At 67.2% G+C, this 15,299-nt stretch carries 12 protein-coding genes and 1 tRNA gene; 1 reads left to right on the top strand and 12 read right to left on the bottom strand.

Annotated elements, in window-relative coordinates:
- The first annotated feature begins 123 nt into the window (after positions 1–123).
- A tRNA-Phe gene (locus ACODS4_RS19810) sits at positions 124–199 on the top strand.
- 137 nt (positions 200–336) lie between these two features.
- Here the strand turns inward: ACODS4_RS19810 and ACODS4_RS19805 are convergent.
- The 12 genes from ACODS4_RS19805 to ACODS4_RS19750 form a co-directional block, all read right to left on the bottom strand.
- Positions 337–1,305: a choline ABC transporter substrate-binding protein gene (locus ACODS4_RS19805; protein WP_488866703.1), complete on the bottom strand. Its 969-nt coding sequence runs from the start codon at positions 1,303–1,305 to the stop codon at positions 337–339.
- A gap of 99 nt (positions 1,306–1,404) precedes the next feature.
- The gene (locus ACODS4_RS19800; protein WP_488866699.1) at positions 1,405–1,941 is read right to left on the bottom strand and encodes a prolyl-tRNA synthetase associated domain-containing protein; all 537 of its coding nucleotides are present in this window, start codon (positions 1,939–1,941) and stop codon (positions 1,405–1,407) included.
- Between the two features lie 143 nt (positions 1,942–2,084).
- On the bottom strand, positions 2,085–2,966 hold the full coding sequence (locus tag ACODS4_RS19795; protein WP_488866697.1) for a glycine betaine ABC transporter substrate-binding protein: 882 nt from the start codon (positions 2,964–2,966) through the stop codon (positions 2,085–2,087).
- 53 nt (positions 2,967–3,019) lie between these two features.
- Positions 3,020–4,084: an HAD family hydrolase gene (locus ACODS4_RS19790; RefSeq protein WP_488866695.1), complete on the bottom strand. Its 1,065-nt coding sequence runs from the start codon at positions 4,082–4,084 to the stop codon at positions 3,020–3,022.
- Between the two features lie 108 nt (positions 4,085–4,192).
- Positions 4,193–5,077, bottom strand: a complete 885-nt coding sequence (locus ACODS4_RS19785) for an ABC transporter permease (RefSeq protein ID WP_488866693.1) — start codon at positions 5,075–5,077, stop codon at positions 4,193–4,195.
- A gap of 3 nt (positions 5,078–5,080) precedes the next feature.
- Positions 5,081–6,355 (bottom strand): glycine betaine/L-proline ABC transporter ATP-binding protein ProV, encoded by a 1,275-nt coding sequence (gene proV / locus ACODS4_RS19780; RefSeq protein ID WP_488866691.1) that lies wholly within the window; start codon positions 6,353–6,355, stop codon positions 5,081–5,083.
- 97 nt (positions 6,356–6,452) lie between these two features.
- The gene (locus ACODS4_RS19775; protein WP_488866689.1) at positions 6,453–7,235 is read right to left on the bottom strand and encodes an electron transfer flavoprotein subunit beta; all 783 of its coding nucleotides are present in this window, start codon (positions 7,233–7,235) and stop codon (positions 6,453–6,455) included.
- Entirely contained in the window at positions 7,228–8,448 is a 1,221-nt protein-coding gene (locus ACODS4_RS19770; protein WP_488866687.1) for an electron transfer flavoprotein subunit alpha/FixB family protein, read from the bottom strand. Before ACODS4_RS19770 ends, ACODS4_RS19775 begins: the two co-directional genes overlap by 8 nt.
- Positions 8,445–10,364 carry a DUF3483 domain-containing protein gene (locus ACODS4_RS19765; RefSeq protein WP_488866685.1) on the bottom strand — a complete coding sequence of 640 codons (1,920 nt, stop codon included), beginning with the start codon at positions 10,362–10,364 and terminating at the stop codon, positions 8,445–8,447. The genes ACODS4_RS19770 and ACODS4_RS19765 overlap by 4 nt, the downstream gene beginning before the upstream one ends.
- A 1-nt stretch (position 10,365) precedes the next feature.
- Positions 10,366–12,402, bottom strand: coding sequence for an oxidoreductase (locus ACODS4_RS19760; protein WP_488866683.1), 2,037 nt, complete (start codon positions 12,400–12,402; stop codon positions 10,366–10,368).
- Positions 12,403–12,518: 116 nt separating this feature from the next.
- The gene (gene glyA / locus ACODS4_RS19755) at positions 12,519–13,838 is read right to left on the bottom strand and encodes a serine hydroxymethyltransferase (RefSeq protein WP_488866701.1); all 1,320 of its coding nucleotides are present in this window, start codon (positions 13,836–13,838) and stop codon (positions 12,519–12,521) included.
- 79 nt (positions 13,839–13,917) lie between these two features.
- Positions 13,918–15,297: an L-serine ammonia-lyase gene (locus ACODS4_RS19750; RefSeq protein ID WP_488866681.1), complete on the bottom strand. Its 1,380-nt coding sequence runs from the start codon at positions 15,295–15,297 to the stop codon at positions 13,918–13,920.
- Positions 15,298–15,299: the final 2 nt, after the last annotated feature.

Here is a 15,299-nt window from a genome sequence, read left to right as displayed (position 1 = left end):
GAGCAGGGGACTGAAAATCCCCGTGTCGGCGGTTCAATTCCGTCCCTGGGCACCACCCTCCTCTCAGAGGGTGCTTCTGAAATTGCTTTTCTTTTGGTCGTCGGCCTTTCGGTCGCGCCGGATGCCCAGGTAGCTCAGTTGGTAGAGCAGGGGACTGAAAATCCCCGTGTCGGCGGTTCAATTCCGTCCCTGGGCACCATTTCCCCTCCCAGTAAAATTGCAGTCCCAAACAAGCGAAAAGCTTCAGGTCCGTTGAGCGGACAACCATCAGACGTGCGCCCGTACGATTCCGACACGCGGCGTCCAAAGGGACGCCGCTGCGGAAACCGTATCAACTTAGGACTTGGACAGCCCCAGCTTGGCCTGGACGGCAGCCAGCCCATCCTTGCCGTCCAGGGTGGTCACGCCCTGCAACCACGCCTTCATTGTGCCGGGATTCTTTTTCAGCCATTCGGTGGCCGCCGTCTCCGGCTTTTTGTTGGCGTTCATGATGCCATCCATGACAGCGTTTTCCATGTCCACGGTGAAGGACAGGTTGCTGAGGAACTTGCCGACGTTCGGGCATTCGGCGGCGTAGCCCTTGCGCACGTTGGTGCTGACCGTCGCCCCGCCAAAATCCGGGCCGAACCAGTCGTCGCCATCCGCCAGATAGGTCATGTCAAAAGATTTGTTCATCGGGTGCGGCGCCCAACCCAGAAAGGCGATAAATTTTTTGGCCCGCACGGCGCGCTTGACCTCGCCCAGCATCCCAGCCTCGCTGGATTCGACCATCTTGAAATCTTTCAGACCAAAGGCGTCGGCTTTCAGCATCTTGTCGATGATGAGGTTGCCGTCGTTGCCCGCTTCGATCCCATAGATCTTGCCGTCGAGCTTGTCTTTGAACTTCGCCAGATCCTTGAAGCTCTTCAGCCCGGCGTCGGACGCGTATTTCGGCACCGCCAGCGTGTATTTCGCCCCTTCCAGATTGACCCGCGTCACCTCGACCGAACCATCATCCAGCACCGGCTTGATGAAGCTCTCCATCGTCGGCATCCAATTGCCCAGGAAGACGTCGAGCGACTTGGTCTTCAGCCCCAGATAGACAACCGGCACCGACGAGATGTTCGTCGTCGCCTTATAGCCCAGCGCGTCCAGCGTCACCGACGCCAGCGCCGTGGTCGCCGCGATGTCCGTCCAGCCGACATCGCCAAAACGCACCGTCTTGCAGGCGACCGGGTCGGCGGCGAACGCTCCCCCAACCGACCCCATCGTCACGCAGGCCGCAGCCAGCACACCCAACGCGCAACCTGTCGCCTTTGCCGTCATCGTCGTCATGCCCCTCATGCTCCTTTGTTGCGGTTGTTCAGACAATTCGGCGTGGCGCCGCGTCTGTGTGATTGTGTCGGCCTGTTGTTGTTCCGCGCGTTACGGCGCGGCCCCCTCCAACGCGGCGTCCAGCGCGACAACCAATGGCTCCTGACCGACGCTCGTCAAGAAAATCCGCAAATCGTCGGTTCCGACCGCCGTGGTCGCGGTGTTGGTCAAGGGATGGAAGGCGACGCGCGGCGCGGCCATCAGGGCGGCGTCCAGCACCAGACGGACCCGCCTCTCCCGATCATTCACCAGGGCGAAGGGGCTGACCGCCCCCTGCCGCACGCCCAGCGTGGCGAACAGCAGATCCTCCTTGGCGAAGGACAGGCGTTTGGAGCCGATCTGCGCGGGCAGCCGCTTCAAATCAATCACCCGGTCGGTTGGCGCGGCGATCAACCAAAGCTGATCCTTGGCGTCCTTCAACAGCAGATTCTTGGTGTGCAGGGCGTCGAGCGCCGCCCAATGCGGCAACGCCTCCTCCACCGTGTGAACGGGCGGGTGCCGAATGGTTTCGGCGACCACGCCCAGCCCGGCGAGCCGTTCGAGCAGATCCTCGCTGTTCAGGTGGTTCGGCGTCGCGTCGCTTGCCATGGTGGTTGTCGCTCGCTGATTGTTCCGGACATTGCGTAAAGCGTCTCACGCCGACGGACCCGACCGCTTGAACCGTTCGGGCATTGCGCTTGAACGGACGCGCCGTCCGACAACCCGCCGCCCCCGCGATGATGCCGACAAAATCAGAGTTTGCCCGTCACCCAATAGTCGATGCGAGTCTTGTTGGCCTTGATGTAATTGTCCACCGCCTGCTCGTAGCTGGTCTGTTTGGCGTCGTGCATCATCGCCTCCAGATCGCCGATGGGGATGACCATGCGGTTGAGGAACTCGTAGACATCCGGGTGATCCTGATAGAAGCCCTTGCGAACCAGGGCGTTGACGCTCTCCAACCCGCCAAGCGCGCCCTTCGGATCGTCCAGATAGCGCAGCTTCCAGTTCGCGAACATCCAATGCGGACTCCAGCTCGTCACCACGATCCACTCGTTGCGCTTCATCGCGCGGTCCAGCGCCGCCAGCATCCCGGCGTCGCTTGCCGACACAAGCTGGTACTTGTCCAACCCATAGGTCTTAAGCGCCTTTTCCGACGCCTGCATCAGCCCCGATCCCGGATCGATGCCCTGGATACGGTCGCTCAGCTTCTTCTGCACCTCGGGTTTCTTCAAATCCTCAAGGGTCGCCAAGTCGCTGGCCGGGATGTAATCCGGCACCACCCAACCCAGCCGCGCGCGGGTGTAGAGCGGGCCGAGATCGACGACGTCCTTGCCGACCTTGTCGAGGTAGGGTTTGTGGGTCAGCGGTTGCCAGGACATCAACATGGCGTCCATCTTGCCGGCGGCCAACCCCTGATACTGGACGCCGATGTCGGCCATCGTCAGTTCGACCTTGGTGTCCAGCCGCTCTTCAATCAGCTTTTTGGCGAGTTTGGTCACGGCCTCGGCGTCCGACCAGGCGGTCCAGCCAATGTTGACCTTCTTGTCCGGTCCCGCCAGCGCCCCGGTGGAGGCCAACGCCAAGGTGGCGGCGGCGGCCAGAGCGACCAGCGTGTTCGACAGCGTTTTCAGCATGTTTCGTTGCCTTCCCTGTTCGATGGCGAATTCCGCTCATCGGAGATTGCGCGTCACTGAATCTCTTGGGCTTTGACCACCAGCCAGTTTTGGTCCGCCGTGACCGGCTGTCCCAACGCCTTCTGGCGGGCCGCCGCGTCCTCCCACATGGATTGGATTTGCTTGCGGTATTTGTCCTTGCGGTCCACCCACAGGCGGATGCCGCCATGATCGACGTCGGTTCCGTGCAGCAGCATGTAACCGTCGCTGGTCGGGGTGTCGCCCGCCACCAGGATTGGTTTTTTCCATGGGTCGATGTAGGTCAGGATCGCCGCGTATTTGCCGGAAAACCAGGTCAAGGGCGCCCACAGATAGGTCCCAAGCTCCAGATCCATGGTCTGGGGCCAGTTATATTTCTTCTGTTCGATCAGCTTGCGGGCGGTGGTCAGGGCGCCGGTCTGGCGGTCCTTCAACAGCATCGACACGCCGATGACGTTTTCCGGTTTGATGTTGTAGCCGTATTTCGGATCGGCGGCGACCATGCGCACCAACTCTTCGCTGGCGGCGGTCATCACATAGACCTCGACGCCGTTCTTGTGCATCAGATTCACCAGCTCCAACTGCCCGGCGTAGGGTTTGGGCGGGTTGATCTCGATGGTTTTGACGGCGTCGCCCTCGTAATAGTCCGACGGGATCGTCTTGCCTTGGGCCATCAATTCATCGACGTACCCCTTCAACTCGCGCAGGGTGAAGCCGGAAAAGACCTGCGCGACCCAGGGGTAACAGACCTGATCGTCGATCTCGCACAGCCGGTAGTAATAGCTGTTCAGGCTTTCCTTATGACCGTTGATGTCTTTGAAGGGGATCAGCTTCAGCGATGGATCGAGCTTTTCCCGCGTCAGAACTCCTTTCATTTCCAGATAGGGCAGCAGGGATTCCTCAAGGTCATAACGGTAGAGCGTGTTGTCCATGTCGAACACGGCGTAGGCGCCCTTGTTCGCGTTGGCCTCGACCAGAGCCTTCAGCGCGGTCGCCGCTGGCGCCGGCCAATGGGCCAACTCGTCCGCCGCCAGGGCGGAACCGCCGGATCCGGCGGCCACCGCGCCGGTCATCAGAATCGCGCCCAGAAACGCCGTCATCCTGTTCATCGAGGTCCCCCCGCAGACATAAAGTGAAGGCAAAGAGTGGGCGTTCCGGCGCGCGAACGCGCCAGCCGCCAACCTGAAAAGGTGAAACGCTCAAACGATTCAGCGCGCCAACGCCGCCGCCCGCAGTCGGGTGAGAAAGGCGAAAGGACGCCGTTCCGGAACCTTGGTCGCGCCAAAGCTCTGGGTGATGCGATCCAACACAATGGCCAGCAACACGACCGACAGGCCGCTTTCAAAGCCCAAGCCGATGTCGAGCCGCTGGATGCCCTGAAGCACGACGTTGCCCAAGCCCCCCGCCCCGATCATCGAGGCGACGACGATCATCGACAGCGCCATCATCATGGTCTGGTTGACCCCGGCCATGATCGACGGCAGCGCATTGGGCAATTGCACCTTCAGCAAAAGCTGATGCGGGTGGCAGCCGAAGGCGCGTCCCGCCTCCACCAATTCGCCCGGCACCTGCTGGATGCCCAGCATGGTCAGCCGCACGGCGGGCGGCATGGCGAAGATCACCGTGGCGATGATGCCCGGCACCCGGCCAAGACCAAAGAACATCACCGCCGGGATCAGATAGACGAAGGCGGGCATGGTCTGCATGAAATCCAGCATCGTCTTGCCCAGATGCTCGGCGACGCGGTTGCCCGCCATCCAAATTCCCAGCGGGATCCCAACCACCAAGCTGAGCATGGTGGAGGACAGCACCAACCCCAGCGTGCTGGCCGTCGGCTCCCACAGGCCCATGCCGTAAATCAGCCCCAACGATCCCACGGTGAACAGCCCAAAGCCGACGCCAACCCGCCAGAAGGCGGCGGCGGCGATCACCCCGCCAAGCAACCAGGGCGGCGTGCCCAGCAGCGCCGCGTCGATGCCGCCGCCAAAGCCGTCGACGATGGCGGCGATGACGTCCAGGGAGGGTTGGAAATGGTCAAGGATGAAGGTGACGAGCTGTTCCGCCCACACGCCGATCCCAATCTTGCCGTCCATCGCTCACGCCCCCCTGTCCAAAGTTTCCAGCAGCACCGAGGGCGAAATGGCGCCCAGATAAATCCCGTTCGCGTCCACCACCGGCACCGGGCAGGGCGCCGAGGCGACCCGGCGCAGCAGGGTGTGAACAGGAACGTCGCTCATCACCGGCTCAATCCCCGGCAGAAAGGCGGTAAGGAAGCGCGGCTCCCCGCCACGCAACGCCTGCGCCACGGAATCCCGCGACACGATGCCCTGGTAACGGTTCTCATGGTCGCGGACATAACCGAAGAGATGGCCGCTTTCGGTCAGTTGCTGAAGCGCCGGCCCCAGAACGCCGGGAACCCGGACGATGGTGTTCGACGCCTCGAAGCGGGCGACGTCGCCCGCGCGCAGCACCCGCGAGACGTCCACGTTGCGGAAGAAGGAGCGGACGTAATCATCGGCGGGCGCGCGCAGAATGTCATAGGGCGTGCCGACCTGAACGATGCGCCCGCCTTCCATGATGGCGATGCGGTCGCCGATCCGCATGGCCTCGTCCAGATCGTGGGAAATGAAGATGATGGTGCGCTTCTGCTCGCGCTGAAGCCGCAGCAACTCGTCCTGCATCTCCGTCCGAATCAGCGGATCGAGCGCCGAAAACGCCTCGTCCATCAGCATGATGGTCGGGTTGTTGGCCAGCGCGCGGGCCAGCCCGACGCGCTGCTGCATGCCGCCCGACATTTCGCGCGGGTAACGATGGGCGTAAGCGCCAAGCCCGACCTGTTGCAGCGCGACCATCGCCGCGTCGCGCCGCTTGACCTTCTCCACCCCGGCGATCTCCAGGCCGAAGGCGGCGTTTTCCAGCGCGGTGAGGTGGGGCAGCAGGGCGAAGGACTGGAACACCATGCTCATGTCCCGCCGCAGCACCTCGACCAACTCCCGCCGGGACAGTTGGGTCAGGTTGCGCCCGTCGAGCAGGATTTCGCCGCCGCTGGGTTCGATCAGCCGGTTCAGCAGGCGGATCATCGTCGATTTGCCCGAACCGGACAGGCCCATTATGACGAAGATCTCGCCCGCCCGAACCTCGAAACTGGCGTCCATCACGCCGACGTTGACGTGCAGCTTTTCCAGGACCTCCGCCTTGCTCGCCCCGGCCTTCAGCATGGCCAGCGCGGGCTTCGGATCGGCGGTGAAGATTTTGTAGAGGTTGCGGACCTGAAGCCGGACGTCCGCCGCCGCTCCAGCTTTTTCCTCGACAACCGGGGGCGCCGTCGTCGCGGCGGCAGGGGCGTCGTCCAAGCGCATCGTCATGGTCATCGCGCCCTCCGTCCGATGTTGCGGTGTTTGGTGTTGGGCCATCCCGTCCGTGCGGAAGCGGCGAAGACGGGGGCCTGGCGTGGTCGGTCGTCGATCGTCATCGCGGCTGCATTCCCTGTTCCTGGAGATAATCCCAAATGGCGCGCGCCGCCTCGTCGGGGGACGGTCCGACCAGCACGCGGCCCTGCCCGGCTTTCGCTTCCGTCGCCGCGCGCAATCGGTCCAGCGCGCCCCCCGTTCCACCGCCCGCCGCGCCGACGTTCAGGCGCTTGGGCCGGTCGCGCCACGGGCGCGCGGCGCAGGCGGTCAGAAACGCGTCGGGCGGCGCGTCAACCGGGACGACCTCAATCCGACCGCGCCGGGCCGGGCCGAAGGCCGATGGGCGGGCGGCGGGCGCCGTCGGATGAACCGTCGCGACAAAGGGAAGCGCCACCCGCAGCGCGCGCCGCTGCCCACGGGCCAGCGCCTGAACCACCTCCGCCGCGCGACCGTCCGCGTCCAGCGCGATGGCGACGACGTCCGGCACGATGGCGAGGCCCAGCGCCTGGGCGACGGCGTAGGGCAGCATGCCGCTGTCCTCGCCCCCTTCCGCCCGGTTGCCGGTCAGAATGATTCCGGGCGACAGGCCGCGCAGGCGGGCGGCCAGCGCGTCGACGGGGTCGCGGCCCTCCAACATGGCGAGCACGGTCAAGCGCTCCAACCCCATGCCCAAATAGTCGCGCAGGGCCGGGTTGGCCGGATCCCCGGCGTGCAGCGCGTCGCGCCGCCCCGGCGGCAGGCCGAAGGCCAACTCCAGCGCGCGGGCGTCCGACGGCGCGCGCCGCGCCCGGCCCGACGCCGGATGCCGCCCCACGGACACAAGGATGGCGACGTCAACCATGGCCGCCCTCCCGCGCCAAGCGCAGCAGCGCGGGCATGACCGCCTGCGCGTCGGCGATGATCGCCAGATCGGCACGCTTTATCATCGCCGCGTGCAGATCCGTGTTGACGGCGACGACGCGCTCCACCCCGCCGACGCCCTGAAGATGCTGGGGCGCTCCGGCGATGCCGAAGGCCAGATAACAGCGCGCCGACACCACGGTTCCCGACGCCCCAACCTGCCGGTCGCGCGGCAGATGCCCGGCGTCGCACACCACGCGGCTGCCCGCGCGGGTCGCGCCCAGCGCCCGCCCCAGATCGGCGAACACGGCCCAGTCGGTGACGCCGTTCCCCGCGCTGAGGATGAAATCCGCCTCGCCCAACCCCACCCCGTCAGGATCGACCGGCAGCCGCCGGGCGTCGCGCAGCTTCGGCGCGCCCGGCGACGTCTCCGGCGGGTCGAGCCGTCGCGCCTCATGCCGGACGGCCCCCAGCGGAGCCACCGCGTCGGCGGCGATGGACAGAAAACGAGGCGGCGCGCAGGAAAGCTCGGTCGCCCCGCCCCCGGCGCGGCGCGCGACCCGCGTGGCCGACAGGCTTTCCACACCGGCGAACAGACGCTCCCCGCAAGCGGCGGCGACGCGGCGGGCAAGGTCGCCGCCCTCCGGACTTTCGGGAAACAGGACATGGCGCGGGGACCATTGGGCGATGGCGGCGACCAAAGCGGCGGCGCGGCGTTCCGGCGCGTACTCGACGGCCCAGGCGGCGGGCAGCGGAATCACCCGGTCGGCGCCCAGAGCGCCCCAATCATCCGCGCCGTCCGGCGCCGCCGCGACGACCGCGCCATCGACCCCGTCGGCCAACAGACGCGCCGCCGCCAGAACTTGACGGTCATGCGCCGACAACGCCCCGTCGGGCCGGTCGAGCGCCGCGACGATCAGGCAGGCCGGGTTTTCGATCACCCGCAGGGGTGGCGCGGCGGGCGCGGCCCGCTGCCCCCGTCCCGGCGGCGCTGAATGAACGGCGGCTCCCACCCCTTTGCCGGTCCAATCCAGACGCAGGCGGGGCGCGGTTTGCACCATGGCGTCGGCGCGCCGCGCGCGTGGATCGCGCCGGGGCCGTCCGCCCGACGCCGCCACGATGGCGTTGGGATCGAGGACCAGCCGTCGCCGGGGTTCTGTTTGCACGGTTCGCGCCGCCCGTTCGGCGCGCGGATCGCGGCGGCGGGCGGTCATCGGGTCGGCTCCGTCGCCGCCAGAACCAGTTCGGCGATGTCGGCGACCGCCGGGCGCGGCTCCACCACCCCTTCCAACATCAGCGCGCAGGTCGGACAGGCGACCGCCAGAATGGGCGCGCCGCTGGCCCGCGCGTCGTCCATCCGCATGTCGGGAATCCGCCGCTCCCCCGCCACATCGGTCAAGGGCGCCCCCCCGCCCCCGCCGCAACAGCGGGAACGCAGGCCGGACCGCTCCATCTCCCGCCGCCGCGCCCCGATGGCGTCGAGCAGAGCGCGCGGCGCGTCGGTTTCGCCGTTGTAGCGGCCCAGATAACAGGGATCGTGATAGGCGACCGCCTGGGCCAGCGGCGCCGTCACCGTCAGCGCGCCGCTCCGCAGCAACTCCAACAAAAAGGCGGTGTGGTGCAGCACGGTCCAACGCCCGCCGAAATCTGGGTATTCGTTGCGCAGAGTGTGGAAAGCGTGCGGATCGGCGGTGACGATTCGCGCGAAGCGTCGGCTGTTCAGCAGGACGACGTTGCGCCGGGCCAGATCCTGAAAGGTCGCCTCGTCGCCCAGACGGCGGGCGACGTCGCCGCAATCCAGCTCCGCCGCCCCCAACACGGCGAAATCGACGCCCGCCCGGCGCAGCAGCAGGACCAACGCCCGCAAGGAGCGCTGGTTGCGCAGATCATAGGCCCCGTCGCCCAGCCACAGCAGAACGTCGCACGCCCCCCCGGCGGCCAGCACCGGCAAACGCAAATCAACCGCCCAATCGAGCCGACGGTCCAGCGACCGCCCGCCCGGATTGTCGGTCGCCCGCAACTCCTCCAGCACGCCCGCCGCCTTGGCCGGGGTCGCGCCCAGCTCCAGCGTTTGGAAACGGCGCAGATCGACCACCGCGTCCACATGCTCGATCATCATCGGGCATTCCTGCACGCAGGCCCGGCAGGTGGTGCAGGCCCACAGCGTGTCCGGGTGGATCATCGCCTGCGGCCCGACCAGCGACCGCGACGGGCCGCTGGTCGCCGCCCCAACCGGGCGACCGGGATGGCGGCTCCCGGTATAGGCGCGGTCGTCGCCGCCCTCGTCCAGCGACGCGACGAGATCCTGAATCAGCTTTTTCGGGTTCAGCGGCAGCCCGGCGGCGAAGGCCGGACAGGCGGTTTCGCAACGCCCGCACTGAACGCAGGCGTCAAAGCCCAACAGCCGGTTCCAGGCGAAATCCACCGCGCGCCCGGCCCCCAACGGCGCGGCGTCCGCCACCAAATCCAGCGGGGCCAAATTCAACGGGCGCAAGCCGCTGTCGCGCCCCGCCCCATCGTGGAACCGCGCCGGGCGTGGGTGGGCGACCAGATGCAGCGCGCCATGGACGGCGTGCTTTAGCGGCCCCTTCCACACCCCGAACACCAACTCCGCCAAGCCCCAACCGCCCAGCGCCACCAGCGCCAGCCCGACCGGAACCGGCAGGATTCCGCCCGCGCTCTGGTCCGCCGCCACCAGCAGAAAGGCCGTCGCGAAGCCGACCAACGCCAACGGCAGCCGGTTGAAGCGCCCGCCTGACAAACCCGCCGGGCGCAACACCCGGCGCCGATAGCCGACCATCAACCCGCCCGCCAGCATCGCCGCCAGGGCGAGCGCCAACAGCCCCCACAGCGCCGGATGCCGCAAAGGCGGCAGCGCCAACACAACCAACAGGGCGAGCGCCGCGAGAAAGCCGCCCGCGCTCAGGGCGTGAAAGCGCGCGTTGAAGGGCGTGCGCCCGACCACGGCGTGAACGTCCACCAGATAGCGCCCCGGCAAGGCCGCCAGCCCCGCCCACAGATCGACCGCCGCCGCCCGCCCGGCGCGCCAACGCCGCGCCTGGACCAGCGCCAGCGCCAGCCCAACCAGCAGAACCGTCAGCGTGACCGTGGACAGCGCCGCCGCGACCATCTCACAGATCCTTGCAGAGACGCGCGGCGTCGTAGATGGCGGCGTGGATGTTGCGCCCGGCCACCGCGTCGCCGATGCGGTACAGCGCGAAGCCCTGTTCCGGCACGGGTTGCGGACGCCCGGACAGCAGACGATCCAGGTCGGTTTCGCCCCGGTTGGCGGATTGTTCCTTCAGGTCGCGATACAGCCCATCGTTCGGCAGAGTCCCCAACTCGACGACGATCTGATCGACCAGCCGCTCCTCCTCCTCGTGGGTGTAGTCGTTGCGCAGGACGGCGACGCGGCGGTTGCCCTCCGGGTAGATCTCCACCAGCGTGTGGTTGGTGGTCATCATCACGCCCAGCCGGTACAGCTCGCGCAGATGAATCGGCTGGTTGGTCGTGCCGACCTCCTCCGCGATCATGCGGTCGGGGGTGGCGATCTCGACCAGCGCGCCGCGCGTGGCCATGAATTCGGCGCAGGACGCGCCATGATGCAGGCCGGTCCCGTCATACATCAGCACGCTGCCCGTCGGCTCCACCGCGCCGGTCAGCACGTCCCAGGTGGTGACAGCCAAATCCGATCCGGGAAAATCGCCCCGGTCGGGACGCCCGCCGGTCGCCAGAATCACCACGTCAGGCCGCTCCGCCTCAACCAGGGCGGCGGTGGCCTCCACGCCATAGCGGATCTCGACACCCAGCTTCGCCGCCTGCTGGGTCAACCAACGGGTGACGCCGGTCAGCGCCTCCCGCCACGTCGCTTTCGCGGCGACGGCGATTTGCCCGCCGGACGCCGCCGCCCGTTCCAGCAACAGAACGGAATGGCCACGCTCGGCGCAAACCCGCGCCGCCTCCAGCCCCGCCGGACCCGCCCCGACCACCAGCACGCGGCGGCGCGCCGGGGCCTTGGCGATGACGTGCGGCATGGTCGCTTCGCGCCCGGTCGCCGCGTTCTGGATGCACAGGGCGTCGCCGCCAGCGTAAATGCGGTCGATGCAATAACCGGCGCCGACGCATTGCCGGACGTCGTCCAACCGCCCTTCGGCCAGCTTGCGCGTCAGATGCGGGTCGGCGATGTGGGCGCGGGTCATGGCGACCATGTCCACATGCCCCTCCTCCACCGCGCGGGCGGCGGTGGCCAGATCGGTCACGCGCTGGGCGTGGAACACCGGAATGCCGACCTCGCGCTTGATGCTGCTCGGCAAATGCAAAAAGGGCGCGACCGGAAAGGCCATGTTGGGCAGCGAAATCGCGTGCGCCATGTGGTCGCGCGCCTGCCCGCCCAGCACATTGACGAAATCAATCAGCCCGCGTTCGGCGTAGGTCCGGGCGATGGCGACGCAATCCTCGTTGGTCAGACCGTCGTCGATCAACTCGTCGCCCGACATGCGGATGCCGACGATGTAATCGTCGCCGACCTCCGCCCGGATCGCTTCGAACACTTCAATGCCGAAGCGCATGCGGTTTTCCAGGCTGCCGCCGTATTTGTCGGCGCGACGGTTGACCGAGGGACTCCAAAACTGGTCGATCAAATGGCCGTGCGCGGCGGACAGCTCGAACCCGTCAAGCCCGCCCTCTTTGCAACGCCGGGCCGCCGCCGCGAATCCGGCGATGATCCGCTTGAAATCCCAATCCTCCATCTCTTTGGGCGTGTTGCGGTGCGCCGGTTCCCGCCGGGCCGAGGCCGACACGGTGGGCAACCAATTCTCCGTGTCCCAGCGCGTCCGCCGCCCCATATGGGTCAATTGGATCATCAGCGCCGCGCCGTGACGGTGCACCCGGTCGGAGAACTCCCGAAAGAACGGGATCACGCTGTCGTCGGCGACCGAGATCTGATTCCACGGCGCCGCAGGACTGTCCACCGCCACCGAGGAAGAGCCGCCGAACATCGTCAGGGCGATGCCCCCCTTGGCCTTTTCCTCGTGGTAAAGCTGGTAGCGTTCCTTGGGCTTGCCGTCGGCGCCGTATCCCGGCGCGTGGCTGGTGCTCATGACCCGGTTGCGCAGGGTCAAATGCTTGATCGTCAGCGGCTTGAGAAGAGTTTCGGCGGGCGACGGCATGGCGGCTCGCTTCTCAATGGCGATGGAAGAAAGGATGTCACCGGATCGTCAAGAAAACCTGTTCACCTGCGACAGATCACCGCATGATTGCGACAGTCCGTCCCATTCGCGCGTGGTCAGACGAGCGCCGCTTCCGCCGCCGTCCGGTAAATGGGAAACCGCTCGCACAGCGCCCCCACCTTGCGGCGCACCGCCGCCTCCACCGCGCTGTTGTCGCCGGTGTTGCTGGCGGCCAGCCCGTCGAGCACTTCGGTGATCCAGTGGCCGATCTGCTCGAACTCCGCCACGCCGAAGCCGCGCGTGGTCGCCGCCGGGCTGCCCAGCCGGACGCCGGACGTGATGGTCGGCTTTTGCGGGTCGAACGGCACGCCGTTCTTGTTGCAGGTCATTCCGGCATGCTCCAGGCTGGCTTCCGCCGCCTTGCCAGTCAGATTCTTCGGGCGCAGATCCAACAGCACGATGTGACTGTCGGTGCCGCCCGACACGATGTCGAATCCGCCCGCCAGAAGGGCCGAGGACAGGGCGCGGGCGTTGTCCAGAACGGCGCGGGCGTAATCCTTGAACGCCGGGTCCAGCGCCTCACCAAAGGCCACCGCCTTGGCGGCGATCACATGCATCAACGGACCGCCCTGAAGACCGGGGAAAACCGCTGAATTGATCTTTTTGGCGATGACCTCGTCGTTGGTCAGCACCACGCCGCCGCGCGGGCCGCGCAGGGTCTTGTGGGTCGTCGTCGTCACCACATGGGCGTGCGGCAGGGGGGAGGGGTAGACGCCGCCCGCCACCAGCCCGGCGACATGGGCCATGTCCACCATCAGATAGGCCCCGACCTCGTCGGCGATGGCGCGGAAGCGCGCGAAGTCGATGACGCGCGGGTAGGCCGATCCACCGGCGACGATCAGCTTTGGCTTGTGCTCGCGCGCCAGCCGTTCGACCTCCTCGATGTCGATCAAGCCGTCGTCGCGCCGCACGCCGTAGGGGATGGCGTTGAACCATTTGCCGGACAGGTTGGGCGGCGCGCCGTGCGTCAGATGCCCGCCCGCCGCCAACGACATGCCAAGGATGGTGTCGCCCGGCTTCAGCAGGGCCAGAAACACCGCCTGGTTGGCCTGCGCCCCGGAATGCGGCTGCACGTTGGCGAAGCCGCAGCCGTAGAGTTGGCAAATCCGTTCGATGGCCAGCGCCTCGACCGAATCGACATGCTCGCAGCCGCCGTAATAGCGTTTGCCGGGATAGCCCTCGGCGTATTTGTTGGTGAGAACGGAGCCTTGCGCCTCCAGCACGGCGGTGGAGACGATGTTTTCGGACGCGATCAGCTCGATCTGGTCCTGTTGCCGTCCAAGCTCGCGGCCAATGGCGGCCCACACCGCCTCATCGGCGCGGCGCAGCGCGGCGCCGGGCGCGCCGAAGGTCAAGGACGGGGGAGCGGCGGCGATGATGCTGGTCATGGCGATTCCCTGTTCGTGTTGGTCGGCGGCGAGGATCGGGCGGCCGTCGTCCGGCCAGCCCCGGCGGTCAGCATTCGACGATGTTGACCGCAAGCCCGCCAAGCGAGGTTTCTTTGTATTTCGTCTGCATGTCCGCCCCGGTCTCCCGCATGGTGCGGATGACCTTGTCGAGCGAGACGTGGTGCAGGCCGTCGCTGTTCAACGCCAGCCGGGCGGCGTTGATCGCCTTCACGGCGCCAATGGCGTTGCGTTCGATGCACGGGATTTGGACCAGCCCGCCGATGGGATCGCAGGTCAGGCCCAGATTGTGCTCCATGCCGATTTCGGCGGCGTTCTCGATCTGGGCGGGGGTTCCGCCCAGCGCGGCGGCCAAGCCGCCCGCCGCCATCGAACAGGCCACCCCGACCTCCCCCTGACACCCAACTTCGGCGCCGGAGATTGAGGCGTTTTTCTTGTAGAGCGTGGCGATGGCGGTCGCGGTCAGCAGGAAATCGAAGAGACCCCGTTCGCTGGCGTTGTGGCAAAAGCGGTCGTAATAATGCAGCACCGCCGGAACGATGCCCGCCGCGCCGTTGGTCGGCGCCGTCACCACCCGGCCCCCGGCGGCGTTCTCCTCATTCACGGCGATGGCGTAGACGCTGATCCAATCCATCACCGCCATCGGATCGCGCAGCGCCGATTCCGCCTTGCCGCAGGCGTCGCGATAAAGCGCGGCGGCGCGGCGACGCACCTTCAACCCGCCGGGCAGCACGCCGTCCTGGGCGATGCCGCGCGCCACGCAGCCCTTCATCGCGCTCCAGATGTTCCGCAGACCGGCGTCGATCTCCTCGTCCGACCGCCACGCCCGTTCGTTGTCGCGGACCAGCGCGGCGATGCTGCGCCCGCTGTCGCGCGCCATCGCCAGCATCTCGTCGGCGGAACCGAAATCATAGGGGACCGTCGGCGCGTCGGGCGAGGGTTCGTTGCGGTGCAACTCCTCCTCCGTCACGACGAAGCCGCCGCCGATGGAGTAATACACGCGGGTGTCGAGCGTCCGCCCCGCCGCGTCGAACGCGGTCAACCGCAGGCCGTTGGGGTGACCGGGCAGACTCTCCCCCCGGTGCAGCAGCAGGTCGCGTTCCGGCTCGAACGCGATGTCCGGCCCACCGCCCAACCGCAGCCGCCGGTCGCGGCGCACCGCTTCGACCAAGGCGGGGATCCGTTCGGGATCGACCGTGTCCGGCCATTCCCCCAGCAGCCCCAGCAGAACGGCGCTGTCGGTGGCGTGGCCGACGCCGGTCAGCGCCAGCGAGCCGTACAGTTCCGCCGCCACGCGTTGGACGGCGTCCGGGTCGGCGCGCTCCGCCAGACCGGCGACGAAGGCGGCGGCGGCCTTCATCGGTCCCACCGTGTGGGAGCTGGACGGGCCGATGCCGATCTTGAACACATCAAAGACGCTGACGGCCATGG

The organism is Azospirillum sp. FG154 (assembly GCF_057809575.1).
Note: the sequence above shows the minus strand (reverse complement) of the source record. Positions and strands in the feature narration are given on the sequence as shown.

Bases quoted from the DNA above. Each gene is read 5' to 3' on its own strand.
- ACODS4_RS19785 (WP_488866693.1), bottom strand. From the start codon at position 5,077: ATGGACGGCAAGATTGGGATCGGCGTGTGGGCGGAACAGCTCGTCACC.
- ACODS4_RS19760 (WP_488866683.1), bottom strand. From the start codon at position 12,402: ATGCCGTCGCCCGCCGAAACTCTTCTCAAGCCGCTGACGATCAAGCAT.
- proV (WP_488866691.1), bottom strand. From the start codon at position 6,355: ATGACCATGACGATGCGCTTGGACGACGCCCCTGCCGCCGCGACGACG.
- ACODS4_RS19795 (WP_488866697.1), bottom strand. From the start codon at position 2,966: ATGCTGAAAACGCTGTCGAACACGCTGGTCGCTCTGGCCGCCGCCGCC.
- ACODS4_RS19800 (WP_488866699.1), bottom strand. From the start codon at position 1,941: ATGGCAAGCGACGCGACGCCGAACCACCTGAACAGCGAGGATCTGCTC.
- ACODS4_RS19790 (WP_488866695.1), bottom strand. From the start codon at position 4,084: ATGACGGCGTTTCTGGGCGCGATTCTGATGACCGGCGCGGTGGCCGCC.
- ACODS4_RS19805 (WP_488866703.1), bottom strand. From the start codon at position 1,305: ATGACGGCAAAGGCGACAGGTTGCGCGTTGGGTGTGCTGGCTGCGGCC.
- ACODS4_RS19775 (WP_488866689.1), bottom strand. From the start codon at position 7,235: ATGGTTGACGTCGCCATCCTTGTGTCCGTGGGGCGGCATCCGGCGTCG.
- ACODS4_RS19765 (WP_488866685.1), bottom strand. From the start codon at position 10,364: ATGGTCGCGGCGGCGCTGTCCACGGTCACGCTGACGGTTCTGCTGGTT.
- ACODS4_RS19770 (WP_488866687.1), bottom strand. From the start codon at position 8,448: ATGACCGCCCGCCGCCGCGATCCGCGCGCCGAACGGGCGGCGCGAACC.
- ACODS4_RS19750 (WP_488866681.1), bottom strand. From the start codon at position 15,297: ATGGCCGTCAGCGTCTTTGATGTGTTCAAGATCGGCATCGGCCCGTCC.